12 protein-coding genes are annotated in these 14762 nt (G+C 38.7%); 9 read left to right on the forward strand and 3 right to left on the reverse strand.

Features of this window, described 5'->3' with window-relative positions; genetic code table 11:
- Positions 1 to 424: 424 nt before the first annotated feature.
- From ACPUYX_RS05455 to ACPUYX_RS05470, 4 genes are all read left to right on the forward strand, one after another.
- Positions 425 to 3103: a DUF4118 domain-containing protein gene (locus ACPUYX_RS05455; RefSeq protein ID WP_426378692.1), complete on the forward strand. Its 2679-nt coding sequence runs from the start codon at positions 425 to 427 to the stop codon at positions 3101 to 3103.
- Positions 3063 to 3788 carry a response regulator gene (locus ACPUYX_RS05460; protein ID WP_426378693.1) on the forward strand — a complete coding sequence of 242 codons (726 nt, stop codon included), beginning with the start codon at positions 3063 to 3065 and terminating at the stop codon, positions 3786 to 3788. The genes ACPUYX_RS05455 and ACPUYX_RS05460 overlap by 41 nt, the downstream gene beginning before the upstream one ends.
- An 81-nt stretch (positions 3789 to 3869) precedes the next feature.
- A complete protein-coding gene (locus ACPUYX_RS05465) occupies positions 3870 to 5783 on the forward strand; it encodes an APC family permease (protein WP_426378694.1) in 1914 nt (637 codons plus the stop codon).
- Positions 5784 to 5977: 194 nt separating this feature from the next.
- Positions 5978 to 7441, forward strand: coding sequence for an amino acid permease (locus tag ACPUYX_RS05470; protein ID WP_426378695.1), 1464 nt, complete (start codon positions 5978 to 5980; stop codon positions 7439 to 7441).
- Between the two features lie 36 nt (positions 7442 to 7477).
- Here ACPUYX_RS05470 and ACPUYX_RS05475 read toward each other — a convergent pair whose 3' ends face one another.
- The 3 genes from ACPUYX_RS05475 to ACPUYX_RS05485 all read right to left on the reverse strand — a co-directional run bounded on the left by ACPUYX_RS05475 (position 7478) and on the right by ACPUYX_RS05485 (position 9637).
- The gene (locus ACPUYX_RS05475) at positions 7478 to 7963 is read right to left on the reverse strand and encodes a peptidoglycan-binding domain-containing protein (protein ID WP_426378696.1); all 486 of its coding nucleotides are present in this window, start codon (positions 7961 to 7963) and stop codon (positions 7478 to 7480) included.
- 1088 nt (positions 7964 to 9051) lie between these two features.
- Positions 9052 to 9198, reverse strand: coding sequence for a hypothetical protein (locus tag ACPUYX_RS05480; RefSeq protein WP_426378697.1), 147 nt, complete (start codon positions 9196 to 9198; stop codon positions 9052 to 9054).
- 169 nt (positions 9199 to 9367) lie between these two features.
- Positions 9368 to 9637, reverse strand: coding sequence for a hypothetical protein (locus tag ACPUYX_RS05485; protein WP_426378698.1), 270 nt, complete (start codon positions 9635 to 9637; stop codon positions 9368 to 9370).
- 1078 nt (positions 9638 to 10715) lie between these two features.
- Here ACPUYX_RS05485 and ACPUYX_RS05490 point away from each other — a divergent pair.
- The 5 genes from ACPUYX_RS05490 (at position 10716) to ACPUYX_RS05510 (ending at position 14680) form a co-directional block, all read left to right on the forward strand.
- Positions 10716 to 11489, forward strand: coding sequence for an SGNH/GDSL hydrolase family protein (locus ACPUYX_RS05490; RefSeq protein WP_426378699.1), 774 nt, complete (start codon positions 10716 to 10718; stop codon positions 11487 to 11489).
- Between the two features lie 146 nt (positions 11490 to 11635).
- A complete protein-coding gene (locus tag ACPUYX_RS05495) occupies positions 11636 to 11971 on the forward strand; it encodes a hypothetical protein (RefSeq protein ID WP_426378700.1) in 336 nt (111 codons plus the stop codon).
- A gap of 240 nt (positions 11972 to 12211) precedes the next feature.
- Positions 12212 to 12682, forward strand: coding sequence for a transcription elongation factor GreA (greA, locus tag ACPUYX_RS05500; RefSeq protein WP_426378701.1), 471 nt, complete (start codon positions 12212 to 12214; stop codon positions 12680 to 12682).
- A 454-nt stretch (positions 12683 to 13136) separates the two neighbouring features.
- Positions 13137 to 14195 (forward strand): PocR ligand-binding domain-containing protein, encoded by a 1059-nt coding sequence (locus tag ACPUYX_RS05505; protein WP_426378702.1) that lies wholly within the window; start codon positions 13137 to 13139, stop codon positions 14193 to 14195.
- Positions 14196 to 14224: 29 nt separating this feature from the next.
- Positions 14225 to 14680, forward strand: coding sequence for a chemotaxis protein CheW (locus ACPUYX_RS05510; RefSeq protein WP_426378703.1), 456 nt, complete (start codon positions 14225 to 14227; stop codon positions 14678 to 14680).
- The last annotated feature ends 82 nt before the right edge of the window (positions 14681 to 14762 follow it).

Consider the following 14762-nt stretch of genomic DNA (forward strand, 5'->3'; position numbering starts at 1 on the left):
ACTTACTCCAACGATATTTTACCTTATATTCTGAACTGAGTCCATGTATTTTCTTACACGATCTTTTGGCGGGTGAATACTCTCGTTCAGCTGCTAACTATTACAGGTAATAATTAGTTTATTGGTTAGGGATATTGTCAAATATTGAGTAAACAAGTATTATACTAAGAGCTCCCTGCGAGAAGAACTTAAATTTGTGGATCAAATAATGCAGGAACAAGGGGAGAAATAATAAAATCACGGGAAAATGATAGAATAATTACTTAAATATCTTAGGAATCTTTATATTTTCTTTATGCTTTACAGGATGATATTTAGACAATTTTTATGGAGTTTTAGGCTATAATAAGTCAGCATTTGAATTTTGCTATTCTTTTTATAATTTGCTTTTGACGCTAAAGTTTTATGTGCAGGTGATTCAATCATGAAAGACCAGGGAAAACTGACTGTATTTCTGGGTGCGGCTGCCGGAGTAGGCAAGACGTATGCCATGTTAGAAGCAGCAAGGGAACGATTAACCGAAGGTGTGGATGTGGTTATTGGTTTCGCTGAAACTCATGGGCAGGCGGAAATCGAGGCTTTGCTTAAAGGCATTCCTATTATCGCTAAAACCCAAGAATATCTAGGCAACCACTCTGAAGAAGTTGATTTAGACGTCCTTTTAGCGCATCGACCTCAACTGGTAGTCGTTGATGAATTAGCCCACACAAATATCCCCGGATTGCGTCATAAGAAACGCTATCAGGATGTCGAAGAGTTATTGGTTTCTGGAATTGATGTTTATACCACATTGAATATTCAGCATCTAGAGAGTCTTAACGATGTTGTAGCTCAAATAACAGGGGTTACAGTAAAGGAGACCGTGCCTGATCGTATTCTGGAAATGGCTTCGCAAATTCAGATGGTGGACATTACACCTGATGAGCTGATACAGAGGCTTAAAGAGGGCAAAGTTTATGTCCCCGGAGAAGCCGCAGAAGCGATTCAGAAATTCTTTCGTCCCGGAAATATTAATGCTCTGCGGGAAATGTCTTTGCGCTATACCGCCAAACGAGTGGATTGCCAGATGGAATCATATATGCGGAATCATGGTATTGCAGGTCCCTGGCCATCGGGAGAAAAGGTTATGGTATGTGTAAGCGGCAATCCTTTTTCTGTCAAGCTGATTCGAACTGCGAAAAGAATGGCAGCACGGCAAAACTCAGAATGGTTGGCTGTCCATGTGGTTCTTCCAGGTGGGCCGTCCCAGAATGAAGCCGAAAAGGATAGTATTGAACAAAACCTGCGTATGGCTGAAAAATTAGGCGCAGAAATTGTTACTCCCCATGGAGATAACATCGTTGAAGAACTCTTGACATTGGCTCGAAAGCGTAATGTTTCTCAAGTTATTATCGGGAAACCGGAGCGAACTCGTTTTCAGGAATTATTGCATGGTTCTATTGTTGATAAAGTGATCCGCAAGAATCATGGCATTAGTGTACACGTAATATCTGGGCGGAAGGAAGTATCACAACGAGAACTAAAGTTAAAAACAATTGAAACGGATGATAGTCCTTCTGAAAGTTGCATCTCCCCTCGATGGCCTTGGGCAACAGCACCTTATTTGATGTCCATTGTAATGATGATAGCTTTGACAGTTGCAGTGACGCCTATCGAATCTTTTCTGGGTACAGTTAATATTCTCATGCTTTATTTGCTGCCCGTTCTTCTCATCGCTGCCCGCTGGGGTAAGTTACCTGCTGTTATTACCGCAGGGATGGGTGTTGTTATCTTCGATTATTTCTTTGTACCGCCTTTCTATACCTTTGCGGTCTATGATTTTCGTTATGTTATAAGTTTTGCTATTTTAATATTTGCCGGTTTTGTTACTGGAACTCTTTCCGGTCGTTTAACAGACCAGATCAATTATTCCCGGCAGCGTGAGCAGCAAGTTTCAGCGTTATATTCTCTTAGCCGTGATCTAACGGCAGTTGATAAGTTGGAGAGAGTTTTGGATAGTATTGCCCGTAAGATTGGCGAAACGTTAGATGGTCAGGTTGTTATTTTGCTGCCCGATGACCGAAATAATTTAGTGATGCGGCAAAGTTCAACAACAGAACACTTTATGACTGAGAGCGAAATGACGGCAGCCAATTGGGTTTATGAGAGAGGACAAAAGGCAGGAAAAGGAACTGAGACTTTAGGGTCAGCTAAAGGATTGTATATTCCTTTAGTTACTGAGCAAGGCACTCAAGGAGTATTGGGGATTTGCTTTTTTCAGAAAAAAGAGATCGTCAATCCTCAACAGATCCGTTTTTTAGATGCCTTTGCCGGTTTGGCTGCCCTGGCGATCAATCGCATAAAATTAGCCGATGAGGCAAGACAAGCACATACTTTAGCTGAATCTGAACGCCTGCGTACGGCTTTATTTAATTCTTTATCCCATGACTTAAGAACACCGCTATCCTCAATTATCGGTGCAGCCACAGGACTCTTGGAGGACCATGATTCTGTTTATTCGCCGGATGCAAGAAATGATTTATTACAGACGATTTTGCAAGGTGCAGAAAGAATGAATCGCTTTGTCAATAACCTCTTGGATATGGCCCGACTGGAAAGCGGAATGCTTAAACTGCATAAAGATTGGTGCGATATTCAGGATATTATTGGCGTGGCTATTAACCGTTTAGATATCGTTCTGGCCAAACGATTTCTTGATATAAAGATTCCGGCGGGGCTGCCTTTAGTCCAAGCGGATTATGCATTGATAGAGCAAGTCTTAGTTAACTTGCTGGACAATGCGGTTAAGTATTCGGATCCGGCAAGTAAAATCCTCATTTATGTCAAGCAAGTTGGACAAACCTTAGAAATTGCTGTAGCCAATCGGGGAAATCCTATTCCTGAAACCGATTTGAGTAAGGTATTTGACAAGTTCTATCGACTGAGCTCTCCGCTTCAAGTTAGTGGTTCAGGTTTAGGTTTGTCGATTTGCAAAGGGATTATTGAATCTCATAACGGGGATATCTGGGCTGAAAATAATGAACTAGGCGGCGTAACCATCATCTTTAATTTACCCTTAGATTATGATCTCTCCGATCAAGTTCAAGTCGAAGGAGGAGATTAACATAGATACAAAAGGACATCGAATCTTAATCATTGATGATGAAACACAGATTCGCAGGTTTTTGAGGGTCAGTTTAACCAGCCATGGGTATGAGGTGAGAGAAGCAGGAACGGGCCAAGCCGGTTTAGACGAAGTTGCCTTAAACAGTACAGATCTTGTGATTTTGGATTTAGGGCTGCCAGATATAAGCGGAATGGACGTTCTCAATAAAATAAGGGAGTGGTCAAAGGTTCCAATCATCATTTTATCCGTTAAAGAACAGGAGGCGGATAAGATTATTGCCCTGGATAATGGAGCGGATGATTATGTGACAAAGCCTTTTAGTATGGGTGAATTGCTGGCCCGAATGCGGGCAGCTTTACGTCATTCGGAAAGAGTTGAAGAAGAACCGATCTTAAAATTCAATGACTTAGTGCTCGATTTATCTCATCGCCAGGTTAGAGTATCTGAGGGCGAAATTAAGCTGACTCCCACGGAATATGAGCTTATGAAAAATCTGGGATTAAATGCTGGTAAAGTTTTGACCCATAAATTTCTCCTGAGAACTGTCTGGGGACCGGCGTACGAAAATGATACTCAGTATCTAAGGGTCTTTATGGGGCAAATTCGCCGCAAAATTGAAATTGACCCCTCACGCCCCCGCCATATTATTACCGAACCTGGGGTAGGGTATCGATTATTATAACTCGTTATTTTTCTAGCAGCTGCATGGGTAAAAAAGAAAAAAGAGAGACACTATATAAGGAAAAGATCGGAGGAGAATAGCATGGCTTCTGCCAGTAAAAAGATATTTTGGTTAAAGCTAAGAACATTAATATTCGGACATCCTCTTGAAACACAGAGTGCGGAAAGTCATAAAATCGGAGTTTTTGGTGGGATTCCGGTCTTTGGATCTGATGTCATTTCTTCTCAGGGCTATGCTCCAGATGCAATATTATACGTGCTAATCTTAGCTGGAACTGCTGGCTATGCAGCCTCCATGAAGGTCACTGGTGCCATTGTATTGCTTCTTGCAAGCATTTTAATGCTCTACCGGCGTACTATTCAAAAATATGCTCAAGGAGGAGGCTCGTATACAGTTGCCAATGCGTATTTAGGTGAAAAAGCAGGTTTGTTGGCCGGTGCGAGTCTGAGCATTGATTATATTCTTACAGTTGCAGTTAGCGTTAGTTCGGCCGTTGAGAATCTTACCGGAATCTTCCGTTGGTTGGAACCGACCCCCCATAAAGTTTTAGCAGATTGCATTATTATCATTTTTATGACCGTGGTCAACTTACGGGGCCTCAAAGAATCAGCGAAACTTTTTGCTATACCCGTATATATGTATATCATCAGCATTTTTAGCCTGGTTGGGTTTGGTTTAATAAAGTATTTAATTTATGGAATTACCCCCATGCCCTATTCTCATACTATCATTGCGGCAAATACTCAGAGTTTGACCTTATTTCTCTTTCTTAAAGCCATGGCAGCCGGTACAACGGCTTTAACGGGGACAGAGGCAGTAAGTAATGGTGTAACCGCTTTCAAAGCTCCTGCCCAGAAACGAGCCATTCATACCTTATTTATCCTTGGCTCTATCGTCGCAGTCGGCCTTATAGGCCTGGTATTTCTTGCAAGTAAATATCATTTAGTCCCCAGTGATGACAACACAATCATTAATCAACTCGGACTGTTAATTTTCGGCAAAACAATTATGTATTATATTTTAATGGCAGGTATTGGAATTATTTTAGTCATCGCAGCAAATACACCTTTCGTGGGTTTGCCAATTCTCTTAAGCCTCATGGCTCGTGACGGGTATGCTCCCCGTTATTTCAAAAACTTAGGCGATCGTTTAGTATATAGTGCAGGAATCTGGACCTTGAGTATTATTGGAATCCTATTAATTGTTGTCTTTGATGGTGATACCCACAGCATGCTGCCCTTATATGCCATTGGTGTTTTTATCAGCTTTTCACTGACAGGTTTCGGCCTAGCTAAACATTGTATTGAGACTAGACCAAAGGGTTATTACAAAGATTTAATAATCTTTTTATTCGGCGGACTAATATCTTTTTTGGTCTTTATTATCTTCTTGATTACTAAATTTATGGAAGGTGCATGGTTAGTTGCCATAATCATTCCGTTACTCATGTTCTTCTTCCATGTTGTTTCAAAAGTTTACAAACGTGAAATTACCCTTATTAAACCGACTAAAGAAGACATCGAAACATTTAACAAGGAGATTGCCAGAATTGCCAATCGTCGTTCTAATGTTGAGCTTTCTGAATATCGGAGCAAGATCGTTATTCCTGTATTTGACCTGAACAGAATTGTTCTTAAAGCTCTTCAATACGGTTATGAGCTTACGCCTTTAATATCGGCTGTACACATAGCTTCGGATAAGGAAAGGACTGAGAAACTCCAAAGACATTGGAAACAAAACAATATTCAAATCGATTTAGACATTGTAGATTCTCCATATAGAGCTACGGTTCATGATTTGTTAGGTTACTTGGACACTCTCGAAAAAGACCCTAACTTTACAACAGTAACATTGGTCATTCCGGAATTTGTCCCGCCAAAGATATGGCAGAATTTCTTGCACAATCAGACGGGACAACTGATGAAATTGCTGCTTTTATTGCACAAGAACATTTTAGTGACAAGCGTTCCCTATCATACACCTGAGGAAGAATAAGTCTGAAAATAGCAATAATCGAGCACAGTAAATCGGGAAATGTATGAAAATTAATGAGATGGAGTGGAGTATAGAAGCCGGCTGGGTGATTGACACCTTTGCCGGCTTTTCTTTTGAAAAATACATTATAAATTTATGGGAATAATAAATATTGCTTTCCGGTTTGTTCAAATCTAAAATAGGGGAGAAAATTTATGGAGAATAAAAATAAAGGTATGTCTGCGGGGCATCTGACTATGATGGCTTTAGGAAGCGTTATCGGGGGTTCGTTTTTCTTGGGAACATCGGTGGCAATGAATGCTGCAGGACCTTCTATTTTAATATCCTTTATTTTCGCCGGAATACTGGTTTATTTTATCCTCTTTGCCTTGTCGGAAATGACGGTAGCTAATCCTTACGGTGGCTCCTTCAGTACCTTTGCAGCGGAAGAGCTGGGTGAGGGGACAGGTTTTGTTGTAGGGTGGGTATACTGGACGGGTACAATTTTCTCTATGTCCAGTGAGGCCACGGCTATCCCAATTCTTTTGCGGCAATGGATTCCTAATCTGCCTATAGGACTTATAGGAACATTTCTTATCATAGGCGTTACACTCTTAAATCTCCTTGGTTCGCATTGGTTAAGTAGGCTTGAAAGTGGTCTCTCTTCAATAAAATTAATGGCGATTGTGTTCTTCATTATCTTAGGGATTGTTCTTATTGTTGGCATTATCCCAGGAACACGGCCGATTGGAGCCGGAGAATTAGTTCATGAGCCATTAATGCCCGGGGGATTGAAAGGAATCGCCGGAAGTATGCTAATTGTTATTTTTGCTTATGCCGGTTTTGAGATTATAGGTTTAGCTGCTTCAGAAACCAGAAATCCACAAAAAACGATCCCGATAGCGATTGCTTCTACTGTCTTATCCCTTGTTGGATTATATATCCTCTATGCGGCTGTTCTCTTGCCCTTGGTTCCAACAGCCGTACTTAGTGATAATATGAGTCCAATGGTTATGTCTCTTAACCGGAGAGGAATACTGTGGGCTGGTACTGTCCTTAATGGGGTACTGATTTCGGCGAGTCTTTCTGCTATGTTAGCTGCAGTTTTTGGCTTAGGCCGCATGATCAGGTCTTTAGGCGATGAAGGACATGCTCCTAAGTGGCTGAAGGATAAGACTGAAGTTCCTTATCGCGGAATCTTATTTTCCGGTATGGCTATGCTCTTAGGATTAGGTTTTGGCCACTTATTTCCGAGAGTTTACCTTGTCTTAATCACTTCCGGCGGCTTTGCTCTTCTATTTACCTATGCAGTTATAATGGCTTGCCACATTCGTTTTCGGACAAAGAAAGGATGCCCTCCTCATGGAAAATGCCAGATGCCTGGCTTTCCCTATACCTCCTGGTTTGCTTTAATCAGCATGATTTTGGTCTTTATTAGTATGCCGTTTATTCCGGGACAGAGCTCCGGATTAGTAACAGGTATTGTTATGGTTATACTTTATTCCCTCATTTATATAGGGATGAGAATATTTAGACCTCAAATATCGGCAAAAAACATCTTAAAAACACGAGACTTGGTGATAGATCACTACCATAGAAATTTGTCCACTGAATTCTCTGGGGAATTGGCAACTAAAATACATGGTAAAGCCAAGTGTAACCAAGAAAAAGAGAGGTAGATTATACCCCTCTCTTTTTCTTATATCCCGGTGATCTTAGAGGCAATGAACTCCCAGGGCACTCCATGTTTTGCTGCCAACAATTCCATCTTGAACTAATCCCATGCTTGATTGAAACGAGAGTACTGCTGTTTTAGTTATTGGCCCAAAAACCCCATCAATCATTCCTGTGTAAAATCCTCTTTGTTTTAATATTCCTTGAAGATTAATGACAGCTGGTCCAGTTGTCCATTCATAAAGAGTTGGACAGTGATCGCTTGGCGATGAACCACAGTGCACCCCGAGAGCGCTCCATGTATTCTTTCCCACAATTCCATCCTGAACTAAGTTATTTTTTGCTTGAAATGATAACACTGCTGTTTTAGTCATGGGTCCAAAAATCCCATCAATTTTTCCGGGGGAATTTCCACTAGCTCGTAGAAGCTCCTGTAATTTCATAACTTCGTGACCAGTCGAGCCTTCCCTCAAGACGGAGCACATAGGATAATCGTGAGAATGATCATGACCATGGTGGTGATTCAAAATACCATCCCTCCTTTTTTGCATTGTATGTTAACTTAACCTTCTATGTTAAGGAGGACCATGTTATTTATAATGTTTTTTTAATTACCCATAACTGAGAAAATATACCAAAAACCCAAAATTCCAAATGTATGATCACCTTGCTAAGAATTTCTGGCTAATAAATGTACCCCTGAATGATAGCTGCATTGCGATCGATTTTATTTCAAGGTCATTATCCTTTTGTTCAGTTTGTTCAGGTCAGAGGTGCCAAAAATAAGCGTTTTTCTGCTTCGTGAAAGATAATAAAAAGTAATATTTACATGCATGATATACCATGTTATAATGCTACTGTAATTTTTACCAATTGAGAACAAAGGCGTTCCCAAAGGAGCGTTTTTCTATTTTTAAGAATTTCCGAAAGGAAATGATCTCAATTTTATAATGTAAGATTTGTCCTATAGACAAAAAAACAAAAAAGGCTATGGGACATTGCGCAATAAGATCTCCGGACGCGGAGATCTTATATTTTATTTTGCCATAGGAGGCAAAAGGAGACACATAGAGGGTAAGATGAGTTCAGTATGCTTTAATTCTAATGATAGAAGCCTAGGAATGATGCCTAGGCAGTGAAACTAGAAATGGTATTGGTCCTTTGGAGGACGTGTTATGAGCAATCTTCGCAGCCCTTTTAATTCCTGGATAATTATTGACAATAAAAAAATTATAATGAGTAAAGCCGTAATAATCATCTCGTTCGCCCCTTTGATGTTCATAATCAAATAATGCTTGATATAGATTATTCAGCATGTCCAAGGAAAGTTCCTTATCAGAATACTTGTCAATTGCGGTGTCTACTCACCGTAGTGAACTCGCTTACGCTAAAGCTGAACATCGGGGCTTCAGATACGATAATGTCCAGTGGACATTATTGCCGAGCCGCCTTTCCCAATAGGAATATTTAGCGGCGAAGGAGGACCCTGCCCCACCTGAAGTTAACGAAGGACCCACCCCCACTTATAGTGGGGGTTTTAAAAATTGGATAAAGATAAAGATAATTTAATAAAAAATAGAGCAGCCAAAACTGCTCTGTATAATGGTGAAATCCCTTAATCATGACTTGGATCTGTATTCTCATTTGTGGGAATATCCGTCTTTTGGGCTATTATTTTTGTTTTTGGACTAACAATTCCGGGTTTGGGAGAATTTTTTTCTGGTAAGAAATTTGTATTGTTACTTTTACCTAAGGTTGCCATGTCTTTATCTCCTTTACATAAATTTATTTTAGTTTTTGCAAAAGAGTATATTCTACAACAGCAATTTATCCCAATTATGTATATGGTTTTTCATTAATAAAACTCAAAGCAGCCGACTAGAGTTCCAGGTGCTTTGAGTTTTATAGGTTTCAGGACGAAATCAGGGCCATTAGTCGGCAATTACATACCGTCTCCAGGGAATTCTTTGAGGATCTATTTGAGAAATATAATCTACAATATCTTTTTGCCCGTAATAAGTAGATTTTCCCTGCCAATCACGGCCTAATAGGATGATAGGCATACCGGGGAAGAGATGGCGATATGCATTTATAGCTTCTTCGTTTTGGTTAATATTCTGCACAACATCATGATCGACCAAAACTATAGCATATTTAACACCTTGATCATTTACAACAGAACCTGTAATTTGATAACTCATAATTTCTCTCCTTTAATAAATGATAATATCTATTTCTTTTTGATCAACTAACTAAATTCGACATAAAAAGAGAAACACCTGTTTATGTGACATTTAAACATCATTTAACTTAGTCAAGTTTTTAATTATGTAAATCAGGTCCTAGTATACCCCATTTCATCAATTCCATTAAAACAAATGTTAAGGGAAGGATCCTACCTTAGAATAGAGGATTAAGTAGTGGCAGAAGGGAGTCTGTTAACTATCACTTATTCTCATAATTAGATCAATAATAATGAATTTGCCTTTATTAGATAAAAGGCTTAAAATTAGTATAACAAAAAATTACTTCGCTTTAATAGCGATTGACATAGAGCGTAGTTTAACCTTTAACCACCTTTCATTACTATACCCCTCCCTGAGAGGGGATTTTTTTGTGATATTTCCTCAAGAAGGGTTACTTTTAATAAAGTCTTCACATAATGATCATAGAAGAGTCACAAGTCCGCTTTATCATTATAGAGAGCATGCAGCTAGTTCTATCCATAAGATCTATTCCTTCTTACAGTACCTCTCCAAGTGGGGGGGATCTCTTTGTATTATTAAACCCTTACAAGTGGGAAGAAATTATCTTCGGGCGTCAACTAAGTCGTTTATTTATGAAGAATGCCGGAGGTTACTGGAAAGATCTCGAATTATTATGGCTTATAAATAATGGGGCGTGAGCAAGTTGAAACTTATATTATTTCTTATACTAATATTCGCTGATTGTAGTATTCTTATAAATAATTTGCGTTAAAAATCCAGTAATTGAAATTGGCTACAATAAATTAGACTGAGAGATCGGAATAGTTGTAAAAAGCGTGTTTAATGGAATTATATTATACGAAAAGGCAATTATTTTTAATTGTCTTTTCTTTTTTTATGAGTAAAAATTGCCAAAATTATTAGACCCGCAAATATTAAAATTTATAGTATAATATTGCAACCAAAAAGTAATTAACTTTTAAGGAGTTGGAGTTAATTAATATTTTTTGGGATGACTATTGCTTTGCTTCACAAAAGGCCATTACTTGATATTAGAAAGAGGAAGGGATTAATGAAAAAGTTAGGTATATCTATATTAATTTTGCTGATATTCGCATCAGCGGCTCTGGCCCTTAGCTTTCGGCAAACCATGCAGGTACCTCAGAAAGGTGAGACCGCTCCAACTGCTAAAACAGTTACTGAAGTTCAACCCTTGAAAGGACTAAGTAAGCTGAAAAATGGTACAATTAACGCCGTGATTCTGGGAGACTCAATTTCTGTTAGTCAAGGCGCGTCCGATCCATCTACAACGGGGTGGAATTCAGATTTGAATAAATCCTTGTTTGACACCTATGGACACAAAGTAGTCTGGGATAATAAAGGCTCGTCAGGAAAGCTTATTGATTATGCCTTAAATAAGGCCAAGGAAATTAGCGGCACCACAGATGCTGTATTTATTTGCTTAGGGAGAATTGACAGGAATTTTTCAACTCCAGAACAATTTAGTGAAAAATATACAGAGTTAATAACTATTATCAAAAGCCGAGCGCCTAACGCAGATATATTTTGCATTGTAGAACCGCCTATGATTTCTCCGGATGAGTCCAAATTTACCGGAATCAGATCTACAATAATTGATGTCTCCGCTAAGACAGGGTCATGCTTGTTAGATGTATGGAGTGCATTTCCAAGGGATCATAAAAGTTTAAGTGAACTGCTTGAAGACGTTCTTCATCCCAATGATAAGGGTAATAAGCTAATGTCAGACTTTATTTATAAACGATTAGTAACTGTGATAAACAATGAAGTAAATTCAGCAACTCATGTCCACTCCACATCAATTTAAACACGGAAATACTCCCAGCATCGACATGGGAGTATTTCTTTTTGTTATGGTTATTCCTCGAGCCCGAACATAAATTACTATATATGGCATCTAATATAACAGTAGACAGAATCCCTCGTTGCTACGGACGACTAAGGGGGAAAGAAATGATAGTACGATGGGAACGTGAAGATTTGACGGAACTTATAAAAGAGTTATTGCCTGCCCATATTGAGCTTGAAACGTTAACAGGAAAACGTATTTATTTTTCGCCAAATTTAGAGAATTCACGTGGGTTTGTTGAGGCACTTTGTTCAATTTTGATGACCTTCTTCCTGAATAATAAATATTGTTCTTTAATTCTAATTCAAGAAGACGAAGATTCAGAAGTTGTGCTCAATTTTTTAGGTTTTCTTATAACCGCACAATCACTTGAACGGGAAATAGTTTTAAGTTATAAAATCCTTCCAGATGATTTCCTTTCACAATATTTAAGGATTTAAGTAGTTGGAATATTTAATCAGCGCATTACTAGTTATTTCAACTCAACTACTTTAGCTATGTTCCTAGTAGGATAAATTACAGTTCTAAAGTTCGATTTATAACTGCAGTGCAATTCTTTGTGCAATATTATTCAATATTTGACAATATTTTCAAATATGATTATAATATTTCTAATCGAATTGCAATGATTTTTGCACTTACTTAGTAAACTATGAGCTAAAATAAGGGAGCAAGAAAACATGGCTGTAAACGAAACGATTATAACGGCAGAAGGTTTAAAGCAACTTGAAGAAGAGTTAGAACTCTATAAGACTGTGAAACGGAAGGAAGTTGCAGGCCGCATAAAACAGGCCATTGATTTTGGAGATATTAGCGAAAATTCAGAGTATGATGATGCCAAGGATGAACAAGCCTTTATTGAAACAAGGATTATTGCCTTAGAGAAAATGCTTGGTAATGTGAGGGTTATTCGCGATGTTAAAAAAACTGATGTTGTAACTCTGGGGGCTAAAGTTCTTTTGAGAGATGTCGAGTTTGATGATGAAGAAGAATATTACATAGTAGGTTCTGTCGAAGCAGATCCTGATACCAATAAAATCTCTAACGAATCTCCTGTTGGGAGAGCAGTTCTTGGCCAATCTAAGGGATCTATTGTAAATGTAGCTGCTCCCTCAGGTTTTGTGCAATATCAAATTTTAGAAATTTCCTAAGACATAAAGGATCAACAGAGGCTTACAAAATTGACTCGAAACAAATGGCTGAAAACCATAATCATAAAAGAGTATAAGGATATAATACGGGATAGCAAGGAGCTATCCCTTTTGAGTCCATAGTTTTGTATCTGTTTTTAACTTAGGAGCTTAGCTTTAAGCTGTCATTGTTTTGATAATCGTCTTCTAAGGACTTTAGGGGAAGATTATTATTGGAAAACATTGGTTTGACAAGTGTCGAAATATAGGATAAATTAAGCAATAGTAATAAAATTATAAATATAATATCGAATTTAGTCGAACGTATATTGGAATGTTAATGTTGAGACTCAAAAGGTTTGAGAGATTGATATAAGGCCTCTAGCGGTTTTATTACTGGCAAACTTTAACAACACATCCTAAGGAACGTAGAGTAGGTTTTTGTTGTTAAGATTATTTAGGGAGGAAATGAAAAATGGCACAAAAGGAAACAATAAGTAATCTGACTCTCTCTCAAAACGATCTGTCCCTAATAAAAATTTCCGATGTTATTGACCTTGATTTCCTACAGCAGTTTCAGGATGACTTTGCAAAGGGTTGCGGATTAGCTAGTGTAACAGTAGATTTAGAGGGGAATCCAGTTACCAATCCGAGTAGTTATACAAGATTTTGTAGTCATTATACTCATTCGACCGAACGGGGCGATAAAAGGTGTGCGGAATCCCATAGAAAAGGCGGCGAGGAAGCCGCTCGTTCTGGGAAACCAGTAGTCTACGAATGTCATGCAGGTCTTATAGATTTTGCGGCTCCGATTATGCTTGAAGGGCATCAAATTGGAACCATCTTGGGCGGCCAAGTATTAACTACTGCTCCTGACGAAACTAAATACCGACGTATCGCGGGAGAGATTGGCGTTGATCCTGATGGATACGTTGAATCTGTTCACGAAGTTACACAGTTATCACGTGAAAGGATTGAGGCGGCTGCTAACGTTCTCTTCATCGTAGCCAATACCTTGTCCAAAGCTGCGTATCAACAGCGAAAATTAAAAGCAACCGCTGCAACACTAAATGATAGTCTTCATCAGATATCTGCGACTATGGAACAATTAGCAGCTTCATCAACCGTTGTAAATGACAATCAATTAAATCTCAATTCAGAAATCAAGAATGTTAATGCTGTGACAGGGCAAATCAATAACGTCATGGATTTCATTAAGGAAATTGCCGATGAAACTCGTCTGCTTGGTTTAAATGCTGCGATTGAGGCAGCAAGAGCGGGAGAAGCTGGCTTAGGGTTCGGCGTTGTTGCTCAAGAAATTCGAAAATTATCGGAGGACTCCAAACAAACTGTGGGAAAAATCAAAGAACTCACAACTTCAATCATTGATTCGGTTCATAAAACAGTTGACATGGGAAATGAAACTACTGCAACCGTAGAACAGCAAGCTGCAGCGATTCAAGAGGTTACTTCTAGTATTGAGGAAATTTCTGCGTTAACCGAACAGCTAAATGCGTTAGCTTCTGAAATGTAGAATTTATACTCTGAAAGGGGGAGGACCGAATGTCTATTAACCAGTTGGTGATTTTTGCACTTGATGGTGAAGAATATGGTGTAGATGTGACAACTGTAAATGGAATTTTACGATCGAGTAAGTTTAAAATACAAACTGTTCCCGGGCTACCTTCCGCAATCGAAGGAATCATCAATTTGCGGGGCCGAGTTAATTATATCTTTAATCTTCGTAAGAAATTTAATTTAACGCTTAACGAATATCCTGAGGATAGCAAGTTTGTTATGCTGAATCTTCACGGCACAATTGCTGGATGTATCGTAGATGAAGTAACAGACATTGTTAAATTCAATGAAGAAGACATTCAGCCTGCGCCTGAGTTTGTTTCCCAAAATAATGGGTATCTAAAAGGAATTGTAAAAATTGATAACCGAATGGTTATCTTTCTAGACCCTGAAAAGTTATTGGCGACCGAAGAATATAATTTATTAGAAGCTGCCGATTAGAGAGTTTTGACTGTAAGACTATAGTTTTAATCCAAAATAAGAATAAGGTATTGGGAGTAGAGTAAATCTACTCCTTTAAATT

The organism is Desulfosporosinus sp. SYSU MS00001 (assembly GCF_049943955.1).
In the GTDB taxonomy this organism is placed as follows: Bacteria; Bacillota; Desulfitobacteriia; order Desulfitobacteriales; family Desulfitobacteriaceae; genus Desulfosporosinus.

Bases quoted from the DNA above. Each gene is read 5' to 3' on its own strand.
- ACPUYX_RS05480 (WP_426378697.1), bottom strand. From the start codon at position 9,198: ATGGCAACCTTAGGTAAAAGTAACAATACAAATTTCTTACCAGAAAAA.
- ACPUYX_RS05485 (WP_426378698.1), bottom strand. From the start codon at position 9,637: ATGAGTTATCAAATTACAGGTTCTGTTGTAAATGATCAAGGTGTTAAA.
- ACPUYX_RS05460 (WP_426378693.1), top strand. From the start codon at position 3,063: ATGATCTCTCCGATCAAGTTCAAGTCGAAGGAGGAGATTAACATAGAT.
- ACPUYX_RS05465 (WP_426378694.1), top strand. From the start codon at position 3,870: ATGGCTTCTGCCAGTAAAAAGATATTTTGGTTAAAGCTAAGAACATTA.
- ACPUYX_RS05490 (WP_426378699.1), top strand. From the start codon at position 10,716: ATGAAAAAGTTAGGTATATCTATATTAATTTTGCTGATATTCGCATCA.
- greA (WP_426378701.1), top strand. From the start codon at position 12,212: ATGGCTGTAAACGAAACGATTATAACGGCAGAAGGTTTAAAGCAACTT.
- ACPUYX_RS05470 (WP_426378695.1), top strand. From the start codon at position 5,978: ATGGAGAATAAAAATAAAGGTATGTCTGCGGGGCATCTGACTATGATG.
- ACPUYX_RS05495 (WP_426378700.1), top strand. From the start codon at position 11,636: ATGATAGTACGATGGGAACGTGAAGATTTGACGGAACTTATAAAAGAG.
- ACPUYX_RS05510 (WP_426378703.1), top strand. From the start codon at position 14,225: ATGTCTATTAACCAGTTGGTGATTTTTGCACTTGATGGTGAAGAATAT.
- ACPUYX_RS05455 (WP_426378692.1), top strand. From the start codon at position 425: ATGAAAGACCAGGGAAAACTGACTGTATTTCTGGGTGCGGCTGCCGGA.
- ACPUYX_RS05505 (WP_426378702.1), top strand. From the start codon at position 13,137: ATGGCACAAAAGGAAACAATAAGTAATCTGACTCTCTCTCAAAACGAT.